General features: G+C 64.4%; 15 protein-coding genes. 7 read left to right on the forward strand and 8 right to left on the reverse strand.

Translation table 11 applies throughout. The annotated features are described in order from the left end of the window. Window positions 1–232: 232 nt before the first annotated feature. Window positions 233–2,896, forward strand: coding sequence for an Rne/Rng family ribonuclease (locus K426_RS20015; RefSeq protein WP_237229851.1), 2,664 nt, complete (start codon window positions 233–235; stop codon window positions 2,894–2,896). 170 nt (window positions 2,897–3,066) lie between these two features. Here K426_RS20015 and K426_RS20020 read toward each other — a convergent pair whose 3' ends face one another. Then, window positions 3,067–4,437, reverse strand: coding sequence for a cytochrome P450 (locus K426_RS20020; protein ID WP_066560686.1), 1,371 nt, complete (start codon window positions 4,435–4,437; stop codon window positions 3,067–3,069). Then, window positions 4,434–5,561, reverse strand: coding sequence for a hypothetical protein (locus K426_RS20025; RefSeq protein WP_066560687.1), 1,128 nt, complete (start codon window positions 5,559–5,561; stop codon window positions 4,434–4,436). Before K426_RS20025 ends, K426_RS20020 begins: the two co-directional genes overlap by 4 nt. A gap of 22 nt (window positions 5,562–5,583) precedes the next feature. On the opposite strand from K426_RS20025, the gene K426_RS20030 reads away from it, so the two are divergent. Next, the gene (locus tag K426_RS20030) at window positions 5,584–5,877 is read left to right on the forward strand and encodes a hypothetical protein (RefSeq protein WP_066560688.1); all 294 of its coding nucleotides are present in this window, start codon (window positions 5,584–5,586) and stop codon (window positions 5,875–5,877) included. A gap of 5 nt (window positions 5,878–5,882) precedes the next feature. Further along, window positions 5,883–6,704 (forward strand): 3-deoxy-8-phosphooctulonate synthase, encoded by an 822-nt coding sequence (gene kdsA / locus K426_RS20035; protein WP_066560691.1) that lies wholly within the window; start codon window positions 5,883–5,885, stop codon window positions 6,702–6,704. A 123-nt stretch (window positions 6,705–6,827) separates the two neighbouring features. Here the strand turns inward: kdsA and K426_RS20040 are convergent, their stop codons facing one another. From K426_RS20040 to K426_RS20050, 3 genes are all read right to left on the reverse strand, one after another. Then, entirely contained in the window at window positions 6,828–8,093 is a 1,266-nt protein-coding gene (locus K426_RS20040) for a glutamate-5-semialdehyde dehydrogenase (protein ID WP_066560693.1), read from the reverse strand. A 262-nt stretch (window positions 8,094–8,355) separates the two neighbouring features. After that, window positions 8,356–9,000 (reverse strand): class I SAM-dependent methyltransferase, encoded by a 645-nt coding sequence (locus K426_RS20045; RefSeq protein ID WP_066560700.1) that lies wholly within the window; start codon window positions 8,998–9,000, stop codon window positions 8,356–8,358. 130 nt (window positions 9,001–9,130) lie between these two features. Next, entirely contained in the window at window positions 9,131–11,422 is a 2,292-nt protein-coding gene (locus K426_RS20050; RefSeq protein ID WP_082748727.1) for a CDC48 family AAA ATPase, read from the reverse strand. Window positions 11,423–11,773: 351 nt separating this feature from the next. Here K426_RS20050 and K426_RS20055 point away from each other — a divergent pair, with 351 nt between their 5' ends. Beyond that, window positions 11,774–12,655, forward strand: coding sequence for a LysR substrate-binding domain-containing protein (locus K426_RS20055; RefSeq protein ID WP_066560703.1), 882 nt, complete (start codon window positions 11,774–11,776; stop codon window positions 12,653–12,655). Window positions 12,656–12,732: 77 nt separating this feature from the next. Then, window positions 12,733–13,896 (forward strand): GGDEF domain-containing protein, encoded by a 1,164-nt coding sequence (locus K426_RS20060; protein WP_066560710.1) that lies wholly within the window; start codon window positions 12,733–12,735, stop codon window positions 13,894–13,896. A gap of 141 nt (window positions 13,897–14,037) precedes the next feature. On the opposite strand, the gene K426_RS20065 is transcribed toward K426_RS20060, so the two are convergent. Beyond that, window positions 14,038–14,709, reverse strand: a complete 672-nt coding sequence (locus tag K426_RS20065; protein ID WP_066560711.1) for a glutathione S-transferase family protein — start codon at window positions 14,707–14,709, stop codon at window positions 14,038–14,040. Between the two features lie 182 nt (window positions 14,710–14,891). Between K426_RS20065 and acs the strand changes: the two genes are divergently transcribed. Further along, a complete protein-coding gene (gene acs, locus K426_RS20070; RefSeq protein WP_066560712.1) occupies window positions 14,892–16,835 on the forward strand; it encodes an acetate--CoA ligase in 1,944 nt (647 codons plus the stop codon). Between the two features lie 21 nt (window positions 16,836–16,856). Further along, window positions 16,857–17,369, forward strand: coding sequence for a cytochrome b (locus K426_RS20075; RefSeq protein ID WP_066560714.1), 513 nt, complete (start codon window positions 16,857–16,859; stop codon window positions 17,367–17,369). Between the two features lie 189 nt (window positions 17,370–17,558). Here K426_RS20075 and K426_RS20080 read toward each other — a convergent pair whose 3' ends face one another. Then, window positions 17,559–18,767, reverse strand: a complete 1,209-nt coding sequence (locus tag K426_RS20080) for a UbiH/UbiF/VisC/COQ6 family ubiquinone biosynthesis hydroxylase (protein WP_066560721.1) — start codon at window positions 18,765–18,767, stop codon at window positions 17,559–17,561. A gap of 86 nt (window positions 18,768–18,853) precedes the next feature. Continuing rightward, window positions 18,854–19,945 (reverse strand): branched-chain amino acid aminotransferase, encoded by a 1,092-nt coding sequence (locus K426_RS20085; RefSeq protein ID WP_066560724.1) that lies wholly within the window; start codon window positions 19,943–19,945, stop codon window positions 18,854–18,856. Between the last annotated feature and the right edge of the window lie 30 nt (window positions 19,946–19,975).

Consider the following 19,975-nt stretch of genomic DNA (forward strand, 5'->3'; position numbering starts at 1 on the left):
GATGCACGAACAGGTTGACGCTGCATGAGGCATGATTTCCAATCCACGCTGGCCCCGGTTCCGGGCGATGCGGCGTGGTTGGTGGTGTCCGGCACATGGTCCGGCCCTGCCCCGGCAGCAGACACGCGTTTTTTCCTTCAAAACCGGACGATGCAGCAACTCGCGCCGTCCCCTTACTATCGCGTGGCAGCCCGGCCCAGCGCCGCTGGCCGCCAACGCCGGAGATTCATAAATGACAATGCGTATGCTGATCGATGCGCGCCACCGGGAAGAGACCCGGGTCGCGGTCGTCAAAGGTAACCGGATCGAGGAATTCGACTTCGAATCGGCCGAGCACAAGCAGCTCAAGGGCAATATCTATCTCGCCAAGGTTACTCGTGTAGAGCCTTCGCTCCAGGCGGCCTTCGTCGATTATGGCGGCAATCGCCATGGTTTCCTCGCTTTCAGCGAAATCCATCCCGACTATTATCAGATCCCCCGGGAGGACCGCGAAGCGCTGCTGCGCGAGGAACGCGAGCATGCCGAGGAAGAGGCCGCGCTGCGCGCCGATTTCGATGATGATGAGGAACATGGCGGCGCGTCCGACGGTGGCCTGGAAGTCGTCGAGGCCACCCATCATCATGACGATGAAGATCATGAAGGCGAAGCTGCGGCCAGCGAAGGCGCCGAGGGCGGCCGCAATGGCCGTGGCCGTCGCGGCAAGGGCGACGAGGCCGCCGACGAGCTGCGCCGCAAGCGCATGGCGCTGCGCCGCCGCTACAAGATTCAGGACGTCATCAAGCGCCGCCAGGTGCTGCTGGTGCAGGTCGTCAAGGAAGAGCGCGGCAACAAGGGCGCGGCGCTGACCACCTATTTGTCGCTCGCGGGCCGTTATTGCGTGCTGATGCCGAACACCAGCCATGGCGGCGGGATTTCGCGCAAGATCAGCAACGCTGCCGACCGCAAGCGCCTGAAGTCGATCATCGCGGAAATGGCGCTGCCCTCCACCATGGGCTGCATCGTCCGCACCGCCGGTCTCCAGCGCACCAAGCCGGAGATCAAGCGCGACTTCGACTATCTTGCCCGCCTGTGGGACGAGATCCGCGAAAACACACTGAAATCTGACGCCCCCGCGCTGATCCACAATGACAGCGACCTCATCAAGCGGGCGATCCGCGATATCTACAACAAGGATATTGAAGAGGTCATCGTCGAGGGCGAATATGGCTATAAGGCCGCCAAGGATTTCATGAAGCTGCTGATGCCCAGCCATGCGCGCCGGGTGAAGCAATATGCCGATCCGATCTCGCTGTTCCAGCGCGCCAGCGTCGAGGATCAGCTCGCCGGGATGTACAATCCGGTCGTACAGCTCAAATCCGGCGGCTATCTGGTCATCAACCCGACCGAGGCGCTGGTGTCGATCGACATCAACTCGGGCCGGTCGACCCGCGAGCATGGCATCGAGCAGACCGCCGTCGCCACCAATCTGGAAGCCGCCCGCGAGATTGCCCGGCAGCTCCGCCTGCGCGACATGGCGGGCCTGGTCGTCATCGACTTCATCGACATGGAGATGAACTCCAACATCCGCAAGGTCGAGAAGGCGATGAAGGAGGCGCTGAAGGACGATCGCGCCCGCATCCAGGTCGGCCGCATCTCGGGCTTCGGCCTGATGGAAATGAGCCGCCAGCGTCTGCGCACCGGCGTGCTTGAAGCGTCGACCCGCCAGTGCCCGCATTGCGAAGGCACGGGGCTGGTGCGGACGGCCTCGTCGGCGGGTCTGTCGGCGCTTCGCATGCTGGAAGAGGAAGCGGCGCGTGGTCGCGGCAGCCTGATCACCCTGCGCGCCAGCCAGGAAGCGGCTTTCTACGTCCTCAACAACAAGCGCCGCGAACTGGACGAGATCGAGCAGCGCTATGGCGTGCGCATCGCGATCCTGCCCGATGGCGAGGTCGAGGGCGCGCGCATGTCGGTCGAGGCCAGCGGGCCGCGTCCAGAGCGCGTGGTCGACTATACGCCGATAATCGAGGAAGAGGATGATCTCGAAATCGTCGAGGAACTGGACGAGGAAGAGGTCGAGGAAGTCGAAGCCGCGCATGAGGAGCATGGCGACCGTGGCGAGGATCGCGAGGGTGGCCGTCGCCGCCGTCGTCGCCGTCGCCGCCGGGGCGGGCAGCGCGATGAGCATCGCGCCGAGCCTGCGGCTGAAGGCGATGCTGGCGAGGACGCCGACATTTCCGACGAGGCAGAGGAAGTCGAGGGTGAAGCCGAAGCCGAAGCTGCACCGGTCGAAGCCGCTGTCGAGGGTGAGGGCGAAGGCCGTCGCCGCGGCCGCCGCGGCCGTCGGGGTGGACGGCGCCGTCGTGAGGCAGGCGAGGAAGGGTTGAGCGAAGGTTCGGCCGCCAGTGAGGAGTCCGTCGAGGCTGAGGCCGCTCCGGAACCGGTAGTGGAAACGGCTCCCGAAGCGCCTGCCGAGGAGGAAGCGCCCAAGACCCGCCGCCGTCCGCGTGCGCGCAAGGCGAAGGAAGCTGCTGCGCCTGCCGCCGAAGCCGAAGCGGTCGAAGCTCCGGTGGAAGTCGTGCGGGAGGAGCCGGTTGCCGAAGAGGCGCCTGCCAAGCCCAAGCGCACCCGTCGCAAGAAGGTGGAGCCGGTCGCTGAGGAAGCCGTTGCTGCCGAACCTGCTCCGGTTGCCGAAGAGGCGCCTGCCAAACCCAAGCGCACTCGCCGCAAGAAGGCCGATCCGGTGGTCGAGGAAACCGCTGCCGCAGAGGCCGCACCGGCTATCCAGGCGCCCGTCGAAGCCGCCTCCCCCGCGGAAACCGCCGAAGCGGTTACGGTGAATGGCGAGGCCGGTGACGAAGGTGAAAATGAAGACGGCACGCCGCGCCGCGGCTGGTGGCAGCGCACTTTCGGTCAATAAACGGACACTCGATAATGCAAAACGCCGCTGCCTCGCCGGTTCAACCGGCCAGGTGGCGGCGTTTTCTTTTCGGTTGGAAATCAGGGAAATTGGAAAAACAGTGCTGAGGGCATCAGTGCTTTTTGGCTAATTGCGGTTATGAACAATCGTGAGGCCCGCTCTGCCCCCATTCAGGACACTAGCTCGAACATCAGCTGCATGCCCGTCCTCGGCCGGATCGTCAGGCGGCTGATCGGCTCCGGCTTGAACCCTTGCGGCACCGACAAGCGATAGCGGCGCACCACGGTGGCGATCACCGTCATCACCTCCTGCTGGGCGAAACCGGCGCCGACGCAGACGCGGGGGCCGCGGCCGAAGGGGAACCAGGCCTGCTTCACCATCTCCGCATTGGCGGGGTCTTCGAAGCGAGCGGGGTCGAAGCTGTGGGGGCAGGCCCAATTATCCTTGTTGCGCTGAGTGAGCCAGGGGGCGACGACCAGCATCGCGCCTTCCTCCAACTGCTTGTCGCGCATCGGCATCGGGCAGGTGACTTCGCGGGGGAAAAAGGCGACCGGCGGATAGAGGCGCAGCGTTTCGCGGAAGATGTTGCGGATCGCGCCCATATCCTTGAGCATGGCGGCATCGAGCGGGACGGTTCCGGCGATTTCCGTCACCTCGGCGCGGGCGGCGGTCTGAATATGGGCGCATTCGGCCAGCATGTAGAGCGCCCAGGTCATGGTGCTGGCCGAGGTTTCATGGCCTGCGAGGAAGACGGTCGAGACCTGATCCATCACCTGCTGCAAGGTGAAGGGTTCGCCGGTTTCCGGATGCTTCGCCTCGATCAGCGACTGAAGGATGTCCTTGTGGGGAGCCTCGCCACGCTGGTGGAAGCCCGCGTAGCGCGCTTCGACGATGGGGCGGAAGACATCGTGGATCGCCTTTGCCGGGGTCAGCGACCGCTTCTCGAACCAGCGCGCAGGGAAGCCGTAGAGGCGCAGCATCGAGGCGCTGTGGGCGAGGCGCTGGAACTTGCCGAAGGCGGTGTGGATGATGTTGGAGCGCCGCTCGTCCAGCGCTTCGGAAAAGAGCGTGCGGAAGATGATGTCGGCCGCGACATGGGTCATCATCGGGTCGATATCGACCGGCTTGCTGCGGTCCGCCTCGCCCAGGCGAGCGAGCAGGTCATCGGCGGCCGCGACCATCAGCGGCATCGAACGGTTGAGCGCGGTGTGGGCGAAGGCCGGGTTCACCATGGCGCGCTGGCTTTCCCAATCCTCGCCATTGGCGGAAAAGACCGAATTGCCGATCAGCGGCGAGAGGTTGCGCACCAGCTCGCGATGCTTGGGATAGGCCGTGCCGCCCCGCAATATCTGGTCCACCAGCGGCAGTTCATTGGCGATGTACATGGTCTGGCCGGGCATGCGGATTTCGCCCAGCTTCATCGTGTAGCTCTTTTCGAACAACACATGAATCCAACTATGCCAGCCGCGCAGGAAGCGCTTCATCAGGCCGCGCTTGGTGCGGGGCGGCTCTGGATAAGGCGGCGTGAAGGGCTGCGTCACTTGATCGTCCTGAACTGCGCTATCGCTTCGTCGATGGTCCGGCGGCCGGCGGTGAGGCTGACATAGTCGACCGGCGAGAGGCGGTCGCCCACGCGCAGATAGTCGAAATGCGCCTCATATTTGTTCGACCAGCCGCTGTGATAATTTTCCGGATCATAGAAGAGGTGGAAGCGCGGCGAGAGAAGGTCCACGCGGGCGGCGCACCGGTCTGAGACAAGGCGGATCGGGTGCACGTCATAATAGGCCGCGCCGTCCGGCGGGGCGGAGAAGTCGACCAGGCGGAAAGGCTTGTCGTCCAGCGCTTTCAGATCGGCATGATACCAGCTTGCGTCCTTGCGGAGCGCGATGACGGGGACGACCTGCCCCAGCGTCAGGACGGTGAAATTGTCGGGCAGCGGCCTGTCCCCGCGCAGTTCGAGGATGCGGCGCAGGACGCTCATCGCATAGATGGTGCCGTTGCTGTGGGAGGCAAAGATCACCTCGTCATGGGAGCCGTCCATTTCCTCGACAATGCGGGTGGCGAACTGGTCGAGGCGCTCGTCCATCTCCGCGCCGGGGCCGTCGGCGGCGACCGAATGGTTATAATACATGAAGCGCAGCAGCCAGGGCACGATCAGCTTGTTGAGCAGGCGGCCCGACAGAGCCACGCTGATGCCGATGCTGATGAGCGCGGCGGCCCAGAAGGGCAGCAGCAGCGTCAGCAGCAAAGCGGGAAGCAGCGCGAGGGCGAGCGGGATCAGCACCGCCAGCAGCGGCGGGTAGAGGATGGTGATGACGGGCCCCGGACGCAGCTTGCGCATGCGCAGGAACTGCATGTGCCGGGCATGGGCGCTGTAGGTGGCGATGGAGCGCCATGCCAGCAGCAGCGGATTGCGAATCCAGACCTTGCCGACCAAATCCTCCCAGCGGAGGAATTCATAGTCGGTCTCGACCCCGGCGCTGTGGTTGGTGACGGTCCAGAGGGCGGACGAGGCCGGGCCGGAACGGCGGGCGCTGACCTCCACCTGTTCGCCCGACAGGCGCGCGTAATTTTCCGCCTGCTCGCGATACATCTGGTGATAGAAACGCACCCCGCGCGGATCGAAACCGCCAAGGTAGAAGAGTTTACGCTTGAACTTTTCCATGGCCCCTGTTCCACATCGGGCCATGACGACACCCGAACGCGACTACTGCTATTTCATAGACCACCGCAAATACAACCGAAACATCGGCTGTCGGCGCCATGACAATGCCTATGGCATCAATGGTGGCGGCAGCGAGCGGGACCGGTGGCGGGCGGACTTCGCCTTCTACCGGCACATGAAGGGGGAAGGCGATCCGATGGCGCTGCCGTCGTTGCTCGCTTGTCTGGTCTTCGGCTGGTTTTGCTGGAATTATCACCCCGGCAAGGGGCTGTGGCGGGGGCAGCTCTTGCGCCGCTTCGCCAAAGCGCCGAAGTGAGCGGCATGACAAAGCATGTTTCCATTGGGCCGGTGATGGTCGGCAACGACTTGCCCTTCGTCCTGATTTCCGGCCCCTGTCAGATCGAGAGCCGCGATCATGCGATGATGATGGCGGAAAGACTATCGGGCATCGCCGCGAAAGCGGGCGTGCCGTTCGTGTTCAAATCGTCGTTCGACAAGGCGAACCGGACCTCAGTGTCAGGACAGCGAGGCGTCGGGATCGATGCGGGGCTGGCAATTCTGGCGGAGGTGAGGGCCAGCTTCGGCTGTCCGGTGCTGACCGATGTGCATGAGGCGGGGCAGGTCGAGGCGGCGGCTCAGGCTGTGGATATCTTGCAAATCCCCGCCTTTCTGTGCCGCCAGACTGACCTGCTGCTGGCGGCGGGAAAGACCGGCGCGGTCGTCAATGTGAAGAAGGGGCAATTCCTCGCGCCCTGGGACATGGCGGCGGTGGCGCAGAAGGTCGCCTCGACCGGCAATGAGCGTATCCTGCTGACCGAGCGCGGGGCGAGTTTCGGCTACAACACGCTGGTTAGCGACATGCGGTCGCTGCCGGTGATGGCGCAGACCGGCTATCCGGTGGTGTTCGACGCTACCCATTCGGTGCAGCAGCCGGGCGGGCTGGGTTCAGCCTCGGGCGGGCAGCGCGAATTTGCGCCGGTGCTGGCGCGGAGCGCTATCGCGGCGGGGATCGCGGCGGTCTTTGCCGAGGCGCATGACGATCCGGACAGCGCGCCTTCGGATGGGCCGGTGATGCTGCCGGTCGAATGGGTCGGACCGTTGCTGGAGAAGCTGAAGGCGATCGATGGAGTGGTGAAGGGGTAAAACACCCCTACCCGTTCGGGCTGAGCGAAGTCGAAGCCCTTGCCTGAGCGCAGCGAAGGCTTCGACTTCGCTCAGCCTTGCCCTTCGACAAGCTCAGGGCGAACGGGGAAGAGATTGGCGGATTTACGGCCGGGTCTGGCCCGTTCCGCGCACCAGCCATTTATAGGTCGTCAGACCTTCCAGAGCGACCGGACCGCGAGCGTGGAGGCGCCCGGTCGAAATGCCGATCTCCGCGCCCAGCCCGAACTCGCCGCCGTCCGCAAACTGGGTGGAGGCGTTCCACATCACGATCGCGCTGTCGACGGCGTTCAGGAAGCGCTCGGCTTTGGTCGCGTCCTCGGTGATGATCGCGTCGGTGTGGTGGCTGGCATGGGCAGCGATATGGGCGAGCGCCTCGTCCAGCCCATCCACGACCCGGACCGAGACGATGGCGTCGAGATATTCCGTATCCCAATCCTCATCCGACGCGGCGATCACGCGGCTGTCCATCGCCTGCACAGCTTCATCGCCGCGCACTTCGCATTTGGCGTCGAGCAGCGCCTTCACGATGGCGGGCGCCTGAGGATAGGCCTTGTCGATCAGCACTGTCTCGGTCGCGCCGCAAATGCCGGTGCGGCGCATCTTGGCGTTCACCACCAGCTTTTGCGCCATGTCCGGATCGGCGGCACCGTCGACATAGCTGTGGTTGATGCCGTCGAGATGCGCGAGCACGGGCACGCGCGCCTCTTCCTGCACGCGGGCGACCAGGCTCTTGCCGCCACGCGGGACGATCAGGTCGATGAACTCGGCGGCCTTGAGCAGCGCGCCCACGGCGGCGCGGTCCGTGGTGGGGACCAGTTGCACCGCGTCGGCGGGCAGGCCGGCAGCGGCGATCCCTTCGGCCATGGCCGCGTGGATGGCGCGGTTGCTTTCCTTCGCCTCGCTGCCGCCGCGCAGGATCACGGCGTTGCCGGCGCGCAGGCAGAGCGCGGCGGCGTCGGCGGTCACATTGGGGCGGCTTTCGTAGATGATGCCGATCACGCCCAGCGGCACGCGGACGCGGCTCAACTCCATGCCGTTAGGGCGAACCTGCTTGTCGATCACGCTGCCCAGCGGATTGACCAAAGTGGCGACCTGATCAACGCCCGCCGCCGTCGCGAGAACGCGATCCTCGTCCAGCCGGAGCCGGTCGAGCATGGCGGGCGAAAGGCCGTTGGCGGCGGCATTTTCCATGTCGCGAGCATTGGCGGCGATGATCTGCGGCGCCTGATCCCGCAGCGCCTGCGCGGCGCGGCGCAATGCGTCGATCTTCTGCGCATCGCTCGCGGCGGAAAGGACCGCTGCCGCAGCGCGCGCGCGCGCGCCCATGGTCGCGATCAGCATTTCGGGGGTCTGGGTAAGGTCGTTCATGAAATATCTCGCCGTGTTTCGCGCCGGGCCTTATCATGAAAGCGGGCCAAAGCGAAACCACCGTTGCGGATGCGGCAGGGCCAAAGCCGACAGCCGGACCATGGGTCGCAAAATGGCCCGGCTGTCAGCAGGCAGAAGGAACTGCCTATTTCGCACGCCTAGCGATCAGGTCAGGCCAGCGCATACCCAAAACAGGGTATAGACCAAGCCAAGCCGAAAAATTCGCTCAAAATGCCGCAAATTCAATATTAAAGCGGATCGATCAGGCCGCCTGGGCCAGAATCTCCTGCTCCATGGCGGTGAACATCCGGCAGGGCGGGATATTGCGCCATTCGACCCGTTCCCGAATCTCTTCGAACAGGGGGGAGAGCAGGCGGCGCACATAGCCGGAATATTGATAGACCATGAAAGCCCCCCCAGCCTTCAACACCGACCGGGTTTCGGCGCAGATCGCCTCGCCCACGCCTTCTGGCAAGGTCGAGAAAGGGATGCCGGACAGCACGTAATCCGCCTGGGCATAGCCCGCTTCCTTGATGAAGCGGCGGACATCGGCGGCAGAACCATGGACGATGCGCAGCCGGGGATCATCGATCTCCGCCTCCAGATAAGCGACGAAATCGAGATTGAGGTCGATCGCGAGCAGGGTCGCGTCCGGATGCAGCCTGTCGAGAATGGGGCGCGTGAACGTGCCGACGCCCGGCCCGAATTCCACGAACAGCCGGGTCCGCTGCCAGTCCACGCCCTCCAGCATGCTGTCGACCAGCATCTGGGAAGAGGGAATGACCGACCCGATCATGCCTGGATGCTTGATGAACTGCCGGAGGAACATGCTCCATTGACCCAGGAAGGTGGAGGATTGCTTTCCGGGAAAGACCCGATTTTTCTTCTTCAAAGAAATGGAGGCCATTCATTCTCGCCTGTCTGCCTTGACCTGACCGACTCGCAAAAATCGCACCGGCATGCAAGCGCCTTCACGGCGGAAGGGGTAAAAGCATGGGCGGGTAAAGGGATTTCCCCTCCCCCGCCCGATGATCGAGTCAGTCCCGGTTGCGGGGGCGCAACATGCCGGGCGCGACAAAGCCGATGGGATCGACCTGCATCACGCTTTGCTTGAGCGTGGCCTGGATCTGCTCATATTCACGCTCCATTTCGGGCGTGACGGAGGCACGGGTGTCCTCCAGCGCCGCTTCGAAATGGGCCTGCGTCACCTTGTCCACCGAGAGCGACTGGCGCAGCGCGACCAGCCCCGCCCGGCGAACCAGATCCTCCAGATCGGCGCCGGTGAAGCGTTCGGTGCGCTCGGCCAGCACATCAAGATCAACGTCCTGCGCCAGCGGCATCTTGCCGGTATGAATGGACAGGATGCGCCTGCGCCCGGCCCGATCCGGCACGGGGACATAGATCAGTTCATCGAACCGCCCTGGCCGCAGCAGCGCCGGATCGATCAGCGTCGGCCGGTTGGTCGCGCCGATGACGACCACCGATTGCAGCTCCTCCAGCCCGTCCATCTCGGCCAGGATGGTGTTCACCACCCGCTCCGTCACTTGTGGTTCGCCCAGGCCGCCGCCCCGCGCGGGGACCAGGCTGTCCAGTTCGTCGATGAAGATGACCGTCGGCGCCACCTGCCTTGCGCGGGCGAAGAGGCGGGCGATCTGCTGTTCGCTCTCCCCATACCATTTGCTCAGCAGGTCGGACGATTTGGTCGCGATGAAATTGGCCTGCGCTTCCCGCGCCACCGCCTTCGCCAGCAGCGTCTTGCCGGTGCCGGGCGGGCCATAGAGCAGGAAACCCTTGGCCGGGCGGATACCGATCCGGCGGAAGGCGTCCGGATCCTTGAGCGGCAGTTCCACCCCTTCCTTGAGGCGCATCTGCGCATCGTCCAGCCCGCCGATATCGGCCCAGCCGATGTTCGGCGCCTGCACCATCACCTCGCGCATGGCGGAGGGCTGGACGCGCTTGATCGCCGCCATGAAATCCTCCCGCGTGACGGAGAGTTCCTCCAGCACATCGGGCGGGATCGTCCCTTCCTCCAGATTGAGGCGCGGCATGAAACGGCGCACCGTCTCGATCGCCGCCTCGCGGGTGAGCGCGGCGAGGTCAGCGCCGACAAAGCCATAGGTCATGCGGGCGAGTTCGCTGAGGTCGACCTTGTCGCCCAACGGCATGCCGCGGGTGTGGATGCCCAATATTTCCCGCCGCCCGCGCTCGTCCGGAACGCCTACGATGATTTCGCGGTCGAACCGGCCGGGACGGCGCAGCGCCTCGTCAATCGCCTCGGGCCGGTTGGTCGCGGCGATGACGACCAGGTTGGTGCGCGGCTCCAGCCCGTCCATCAGCGTCAGCAATTGCGCGACGAGGCGCTTTTCCGTCTCGCCGGTCACATTGCCCCGCTTGGGCGCGATCGAATCGATCTCGTCGATGAAGAGAATCGACGGCACAGCCTTGGCGGCGGCCTCGAAAATCTCGCGGAGCTGCTTTTCCGACTCGCCATAGGCCGAACCCATGATCTCCGGGCCGTTGATCAGGAAGAATTCCGCTTCCGATTCATTGGCGACGGCGCGGGCGAGCCGGGTCTTGCCGGTTCCCGGCGGGCCGTGGAGCAGAACGCCCTTGGGCGGATCGACTCCCAGCCGCTCGAACAGTTCGGGATAGCGCAGCGGCAGCTCCACCATCTCGCGCAACTGGTCGATCGCCTCCGCCATGCCGCCGACATCGTCATAGGTGACGTCGGCGCGGCGGGATTCGCGCGGCTCCTCATATTCGGCGCGCAGTTCGACTTCGGTGTCGGCGTCGAGCATCACGAAGCCCTTGGGCACCGTCGACACCACCACCAGCCGGATTTCCTGCAGGGCGTAGGCGGGCGCGGCCAGCATCTGGCGCAATTGGGGCGGCATGTCGCCGGGCGGAACCTGTTGCTGTCCCGCCGTGGCGACGATATCGCCGGAGGCGAGCGGCCGTTGGAAGAAAACCCGCTTCAACGCTTCGGGATTGCCCTGCAACCGCAAATTATTTTGTGCAGGCGCGAAGACGACGCGCTGGGCAGGGCGTGGTTCGACCTTGCTGATCAGGACGAAGTCGCCCGATCCGACCCCGGCATTCGCGCGCTGAAGCCCGTCGAGGCGCAGGACGTCAAGCCCCTCATCCTCCTTATAGGGCCGCACCACCCGCGCGGGGGTGGAGCGCTTGCCCGCGATCTCGATCACATCGCCTTCGGCCAGATGGAGTTCCGCCATCACCGCCACCGGCAGGCGCGCAAGCCCGCGCCCCGCATCTTCCGGCCGGGCGTTGGCCACCTGTATCCTGCGTCCTGCGGTTTCTTCTTCGGCCACGTCGGCTTCCCCGTTCTTGTCGCTGCGTAACGAGATAGGGAACGTCGCGGCCGAGGAAAAGGGGCCATAAGGAACCCCGGAAGGAATAAAAAAAGGGCCGGCCCGAAGGCCAGCCCGTAAAGTTTATAGGAGAGGATGCCTGAAAGGCCTTTCCTATGTGCAGTGCGGGATGTATTTTCGCAAGTGCGAAAAGAATCGAGGAGTTGCATTTTTTGCATCTTGCCAACCGCCCTTTTTTCCTGCTCAGTGGCCCAGTCTTTGGATTGAGGATGCTTGAGAGCCGGTTTGCGCGCCGTTTGAGAAGAAGCAATGACGCGTCGCAGCGGATCGGCCGAATGAACATGACGGTTTATGCGTAGATTGCCGCCTCTTACGGCCCTGGAGGCCTTTGTTCAGGTCGCCCGCCTTGGTTCGGTCAAGGCGGCAGCGGAGGAGCTTGCGCTCTCGACTCCGGCGCTGAGCCGCCGGGTTCAGGCGCTGGAGCGGTTCATCGGCCGCCCCCTGTTCGACCGCAAGCATCAGGCGCTGGAAATCAACGCCGACGGGCAAAGATTGCTGGACGACATAGCTCCGACGCTGGATTCATTGAGCCAGGCGCTGGAGAATATCCAGAGCGGCGGCAACCAGTTACGCCTCAGGCTCGCGGTCATGCCGCTGTTTGCGACGCAGCGGCTGTTCCCGCATCTGGGCGCGCTGCGGCAACGCCATCCGCAGCTCCATATCGATATCGAAACCACCCCCTATGCCGTCGCCCGGCTGGGCGAAGGGCTGGACGCCGCGATCGTGCTGGCGAAGGACATCGACCCGGCGCTCTATGCCCATGAGCTGGACCATGACGAGGTCTATCTGATCGGACGCAAGGCCATGCTGGAGGCGCCGAACGCGCTGACATCCCCGCAGGAGCTGGCCAATCATACGGTGTTGCTGCACCGCGACATGGCGCTGGCGTTCGAGGCGTGGAAGGAGGCGGTCAACCTGCCCGACCTGCAGCCGCTGGCGATCGACAATTATGATTCCGGCCAGTTGATGCTGGAGGCCGCCGCCCAGGGGCTGGGCGTCGCGGTGATGCATGCCAGCCATTATAATGAAGCGCAGGATCCCCGGCTGGCAAGGCTGTTTCCGGAGAACCGGGTCGAGAGCCCCTATCGCTATTATTTCGTCTGCCGCCCCCGCGCGTTGCAGACCCGGGCCGTGCGGATCTTCCGCGACTGGCTGATCGGCGCGGATATATAATCGATGTCGATCAACGCCTTGCCGATTTTCGCTTGGCGTGTCCTTAACCTTGTTTATCCCCCGTCGTTATAGCGGACATGACTGGGGCATCATCTTCCGCAAACGCGCAACATGGTCTGACCGACCGGCTGGCCCGCTGGGCCCGCGGCTTTTCGGGCAAGGCTGCTGACGAGGACATGGACGAGCCGGAGGAGGCGCAGCGCGCCCGGGCGGGCAGCGCGGCCAACCGGGAAATCACCCGGCGGCGCAAGCTGTACGAGGATATTGGCGACTTCCTTTTCGCCCATGACCTGGACCTGACGCCGCTCAATTTCGGCGTGGCCCATGACTATCTGACCGGATCGCATATCGGCGTGGAAAAGGCCGTGAAGGCCGTGCTGGCCGAACGCGGCAAGATCACCAACGGCTGGGTCGAAAATGTCGCCGCCGAACAGCGCAATGATGAGGTGACGCCTGAAGCGCTTGCCTCGATGCTTGACAAGGTCGAGGAAAATCTGTCGCAATTCACTGGCCTGATGACCGAATCGCGCAATTCGGCCAAGGATTATGGCGCCGCGCTGCAGGAAGAGGTGAAAGGCCTGTCCGCCGGTGCCGATAATCAGCCGGTGCTGGCGCGCCTGGTGGCGCTGACCCGATCGATGGTCGAAAAGACCCGGCAGGTCGAAAGCCAGCTACGCAACAACCAGAAGCAGACGCAGCTCCTGAAATCCAATCTGGAAAGCGCGCGCCGCGCGGCCGAGCATGACCATCTGACCGGCCTGCCCAATCGCCGCGCCTTTGAAGCGGTGCTGCGCGACGAACTGAAAGTGGCGCAGAATCAGGGGGAGCCGCTCGCGGTGGCCTTTTGCGACATCGACCATTTCAAGCTGATCAACGATGCCCATGGCCATGATACCGGCGATCGGGTGCTGAAATTCGTGGCGGGCCTGCTGTCCAAGGCGAGCAACGATCAATGCCATGTCGCGCGCCATGGTGGGGAGGAATTCGTCATGCTGTTCCGCGGCAAGACGGCGGCCGAAGCCTGCGAGGCAGTGGACAGCGTGCGGCAGGATCTGTCCACCCGCAGCCTCGTCAACCGGGCCAATGGCGAACGGATGGAACGGGTGAGCTTTTCCGCCGGCGTCGCCAATGTGCTGGCCTATGAAGACCCCCGCGCCGCGTTGAAGGCGGCGGACCGGGCGCTGTATCTGGCCAAGGAGCATGGGCGCAACCGGGTGTATCTGGCGGCGGAGCTGGATTAGGGATTGCACCTCCCCACCCGCGAGCGGGAGGGGGCCGGGGGGCGGGCTAGCATCAGCGGCGGTTTCAACTGCCAGGCCTGAAGCTCGCTGCGCTCGCGCCCACCCCTGACCCCTCCCGCCTGCGGGAGGGGAATGCCTGCTTCAGAAATCCGGCTTTTCATAATGCGGCGGCGGGGTGATCACCTCCATCCGCTCGGAGAGCAGCGGGCGGAAGGACGGGCGCGACTTGAAACCCGCATACCAGCGCTTCACCGTCTCATGCCCGGCCCAGTCGATGCCGCCCAGATAATCGGCCACCGACAGATGCGCGGCGGCGGCGATATCCGCCAGGCTGAGCGTCGGACCCGCCATCCAGCTTCGGTGATCGAGCAGATAGTCCATATAATCCATATGGACATTGGCGCGCTTCATCGCCTCGCGCAGCACGCGGGCGTCAGGCGGGGCGCGCTCGATCAGCCGCTTCTTCATCCGCTCGTGCAGCAATGGGCCGACGACATCGCCGTAGAAATTCTGGTCGAAAAAGGCGGTCAGCCGACGCACTTCGGCCCGCCCCGCCGCCGTGCCGGAGATGAGCGGGAATTTTTCGACCGTTTCCTCGAAATATTCGCAGATCGCCTGGCTGTCGATCAGGGTGATGCCCTTTTCCTCGTCCACCATCACCGGCGTCGTGCCGGCGGGGTTGAGGTCGAGAAATTCGTCGCGCCCCTCCCAGGGCGATTCGCGCACGAGATCGTAGCCCACGCCCTTTTCACCGAGCAGCAGACGAACCTTGCGCGAGAATGGACAGAGCGGAAATTGGAAAAGTTGCCACATATTCCCTTCCTGTTAGGCCCAGCAAGCCCATGCGAAAAGCGGCAAATGGCATGATCCTGCTTAATTCCCGGCCGATAATGGTGGAAACTGTGGCGGAAGGAGAACGATCCTGTCTTCCGGCCATCGCGCCTTGGCTCTAGGAGGGGCCATAAGCGAGGATTTCGCAAAGGAAAGGATGCCGCATGTCTGACGATTTTTTCCCGGTCCCAGCAGAATGGGCGGCCTCCGCGCTTCTCGACCGGGATGGGCGCGCGGCGGATTATGCGCGGTCGATCGGGGATGCCGACGCCTATTGGCTGGAACAGGCCAGGCGGCTCGATTGGGAGAATTTTCCCACGAAAGCCGATGAGAGCAGCTTCCACGAGGCCGATTTCGGGGTGAAATGGTTTGCCGACGGCGTACTGAACGTCAGCGCCAACTGCATCGACCGGCATCTGACGGCAAGGGGAGATCAGACCGCGATCATCTGGGAACCGGATGCGCCGGAGGAAGAACCGCGCCGCTTCACCTATGCTGAGGTGCATGAGGAGGTCTGCCGCTTCGCCAATGTGCTGAAGGGCGCGGGCGCGAAGAAGGGCGACCGGATCACCGTCTATATGCCGATGATCCCGGAGGCTGCCTTCGCCCTGCTCGCCTGCGCGCGGATCGGGGCGATCCACTCGGTGGTCTTTGGCGGTTTCTCGCCCGAGGCGCTGGCGGGGCGGATCACCGATTGCGATTCGACGCTGGTGATCACCGCCGATGAGGGACGTCGCGCGGGCAGACAAGTGCCGCTCAAGGCCAATGTCGACGCGGCGTTGAAGCTATGCACCAGCGTCCGCACAGTGATCGTCGTCAAGGCGACCGGCGGCGCCATCGCCATGGAGGAAGGCCGCGACCTGTGGCTGCATGAGGAAGCGGCCAAGGTTTCCGCCGACTGCCCCGCCGAGCCGATGCAGGCGGAAGACCCGCTGTTCATCCTCTACACTTCGGGTTCGACGGGCAAGCCCAAGGGCGTGCTGCACACGACCGGCGGCTATCTGCTCTGGGCCAGCCTGACGCATGAGCTGTGCTTCGATTACCGGCCCGGCGACATCTACTGGTGCGCGGCGGATATCGGCTGGGTCACGGGGCATAGCTATATCGTCTATGGCCCGCTGGCGAACGGGGCGACGACACTGATGTATGAGGGTGTGCCGAACTATCCGACGCCCAGCCGCATCTGGGAAGTGGTCGACCGGCATCAGGTGCAGACCATCTTCACCGCCCCCACGGCGCTGCGCGCGCTGATGAAGGAGGGGGATGATTTCGTGACCCGCACGAGCCGCAAGTCGCTGCGCCTGCTGGGCACGGTGGGCGAGCCGATCAATCCCGAAGCCTGGCGCTGGTATCATCATGTCGTGGGCGAGGATCGCTGCCCGATTATCGACACCTGGTGGCAGACCGAAACCGGCGCCGCGATGATCGCGCCGATGCCCGGCGCGACCGATCTGAAGCCCGGTTCCGCGACCTTCCCCATGCCCGGCGTGGTGCCGCAGATCGTCGATGCCGAGGGCAAAGTGCTGGAAGGGGCGACCGAAGGCAATCTCGTCATCGCGCAGAGCTGGCCGGGGCAGATGCGCACCGTCTGGGGCGATCATGAGCGTTTCTTCCAGACCTATTTCACCACCTTCCCCGGCAAATATACGACCGGGGACGGGGCGCGGCGGGACGCGGACGGCTATTATTGGATCACCGGGCGCGTCGATGACGTGATCAACGTGTCGGGCCATCGCATGGGCACGGCCGAGGTCGAAAGCGCGCTGGTGCTGCATGAGGCGGTGGCCGAGGCGGCGGTGGTCGGCTTCCCGCACGATATCAAGGGTCAGGGCATCTACGCCTATGTGACGCTCAACAGCGGCGAGGAAGCGACCGACGAACTGCGCAAGGCGCTGGTCGCCTGGGTCCGCAGCGAGATCGGGCCGATCGCCACGCCCGACGTGATCCAATTCGCGCCGGGCCTGCCCAAGACGCGTTCCGGCAAGATCATGCGCCGCATCCTGCGCAAGATCGCGGAAGGGGAGGTCTCGCCCCAGGCGCTGGGGGACATTAGTACACTTGCCGATCCCTCGGTTGTGGATAATCTGGTCGCCAATCGTCAGGGGTAAGAAATCAAGCAGGAGTATTTGATGGATCGCTACAGCTCCGTTGCCCGCGCGCTGCACTGGATCCTGGCGATCCTCATTATCTTCAATCTCTTCCTGGGCTTCGCGCATGATGCGCTGCCCAAGGAGTGGAAGGTGATGCCCGTCCACAAGTCGATCGGGCTGACCGTGTTGGCCCTGACGGTTCTGCGCATCCTGTGGCGGTTCATGCACAAGGCGCCGCCGCTACCCGCCGCAATGCCGGCCTGGGAAAAGGGTGCCGCGCATGTCACGCATTTCGCCTTTTACGCGTTCATGCTGGTCATGCCGCTGACCGGATGGATCATGTCCTCCGCCGGGGATCGGCCCCTGAACTGGTTCTTCCTGTTCGACGTGCCCAAATTCGCCGTGTCGAAGGGCGATGCGATCGTCGGGATTTCAGGCGAGACGCATGAGATTATGGGCTTTGCCTGGGCGGCGTTGATCATCGTGCATGTGCTGGCGGCGCTGCGGCATCATTTCATCCTGAAAGACAATGTGCTGCGGCGGATGATTTGATCGGTGCCTGGAAGGGTGGAGGGTGGACGGTCTGCTTCGCGCTGCTTTCCTTGAAGTACACCGTGCTCCTGCGAAGGCAGGAGTCCAGTCCCGCCCTCTGTGGATCATCGCACCGTAGGAACTGGACTCCTGCCGTCGCAGGAGCACATATCGCTTGGTGACGGCAAATGGCCGAAAACAGCCTAAGACCTAAACCATCTCGCCCGTCAGCAGCCGCGGCAGCGCGCCGGATTTTCCCCGCGCTTCGGCCATGAAGCGGTTCTTGAGCAGGGACGTGCGCTGCACCGTCGCCAGTCCCGCACGGCGGACAAGCGAGGGAATGCGCCCCGGCACATCGAACAGCCGGACCAGCCCGTCCATCGCCACGCTGGTCATCATCGCGTCAAGACCCCGCCAGCGCTGATAGCGCGTCAGCAATTGCGCATCGCCCGGATCGAGGCCGAGCCGCATGCCCTCCACCAGAACCTCCACCAGCGCGGCGACATCGCGGAAGCCGAGGTTGAGACCCTGCCCTGCAATCGGGTGGATCGCATGGGCGCTATCCCCGACGAGGGCCAGGCGCGTGTCGGTGATCCGCGCCGCATGGTGGAAACCGAGCGGATAGCTGGAGCGCGGCCCGGCCAGCGAGATTTCACCCAGGAAGCCGCCCATTCGCTTCTGCGCCTCCGCCAGCCAGGCGCGTTCGGAGAGTTTGAGCATGGCCGGAGCCTGTTCCGTGGGCACCGTCCAGACGATGGCGGAGCGGGTGCCCGGCAGCATCGGCAGCAGCGCGAAAGGGCCGCCGGGATAGAATATCTCATAAGCCGTGTTGGCGTGCGGCACTTCATGATCGATGGCGGTCACCATCGCGACATGCTTGTAGTTCCAGCGCGTGGTGCGGATGCCCGCAGCCTCGCGGGTCGGGCTGTTGCGCCCCTCAGCCGCGACCAGCAGCGCGCCGTGAATGGTTTCGCCGCTGGCGAGGGTCAGCGTCACGCCGTCGGCATTGCGCTCGACATGCAGTGCCCGGTCGGGCTGGAAGCGGGTGAGATTTTCCGCCTTGCTCCCCGTCTGCGCCAGGGCGACGCGCAGGTCGCGATTGGGGAACATGATCCCCATCACGCCGTCATCCGCATCCGGCGCGAAGTCGAGCGCGCCCGGTTCCAGACCGTCGCTGACCCAGATGCGATCGATTGGGCAACCCTTGCCTTCCAGATGGTCTGCCACGCCTATGGCCGACAGCATGGCGAAACTGGTGGAGCTGATGGCCGAAACCCGCCCGTCGAAACCGGCGGCGGTGGTCTCCACCGGATTGGCCGGATCGATCACGGCGCAGCGCACGCCATGGCCGGAAAGCGCGATGCCAAGGGTCAGGCCGACCAGGCCACCACCCAAAATGACGACGTCGAAGCGTTGCATGAGGGCGGTTCTAGGCGGTTGGGACGGGATTGGGAAGCGACCAGTTACTCCGTGCTCCTGCCTGCGCAGGAGCACGATCTCATTTTTTAAAGCTTGCGCACCCAGTTCGCCGGATCGGCCACCGTGCCGCGCTGGATGCCGGTGAGGTCGGCGCGCAGCGCTTCGGTGACGATGCCGCCGTCGCCATTGCCGATGGTGAAGGCGCCATCGACGCTCTTCACCGTGCCGATCGCGGTCACGACCGCCGCCGTGCCGCAGGCGAAGGCTTCGCGCAGCTTGCCGCTGGCGGCGTCGGCCCTCCACTGGGCGAAACTATATAGTTCCTCGCGCACGTCATGCCCCTTGGCGCGGGCGAGCGAAATGATGCTGTTGCGGGTGATGCCCGGCAGGATCGTGCCGGAAAGCGGCGGGGTGACGATCGATCCGTCATCCATCACGAAGAAGACGTTCATGCCGCCCAATTCCTCGACCCACTTGTTCTCGGCGGCATCGAGGAACACGACCTGATCGCAGCCGTGGCCGATCGCCTCCTTCTGCGCGACCAGCGAAGCGGCATAGTTGCCGCCGCATTTGGCGGCGCCGGTGCCGCCACGCGCCGCGCGGGTGAAATGCTCCGACACCCAAAGCGTGACCGCCTTCTTGCCGCCCTTGAAATAGGCGCCGGCGGGCGAGGCGATGACGCAGAAAATATATTCGTTCGCCGGGCGCACGCCCAGGAAGGTCTCGCTCGCGAACATGAAGGGGCGCAGGTACAGGCTGCCCTCGCCGCCCGGAATCCAGTCGGCGTCGATCTTCACCAGTTCCTCGACTGCTTCCATGAACAGGTCTTCGGGCAGGACCGGCATGGCCATGCGCTCGGCCGATTCAGCGAAACGGCGGGCATTTTCCTCCGGCCGGAACATGGCGATGCTGCCATCCTCCAGGCGATAGGCCTTCATCCCTTCGAAGATTTCCTGCGCATAGTGCAGCACGGCGCAGGCGGGATCGAGCTGGAACGGTTCGCGCGGGCCGATGCTGTGGCTGTGCCAGCCCTGCCCCTCGGTATAGCGAATCGTGACCATATGGTCGGTGAAGAGTTTTCCGAAACCGGGGTCCGCCAGCAATACCGCGCGCTGGTCAGCCGATACAGCCTTGCTGCTGCGGGTGACGGTGAAGCGCGATGTCTGCTGGACGTCCATGATGAAAGCTCCTTTGGGTTGGACGGGCCG

Source organism: Sphingobium sp. TKS, assembly GCF_001563265.1.
Classification (GTDB): domain Bacteria; phylum Pseudomonadota; class Alphaproteobacteria; order Sphingomonadales; family Sphingomonadaceae; genus Sphingobium.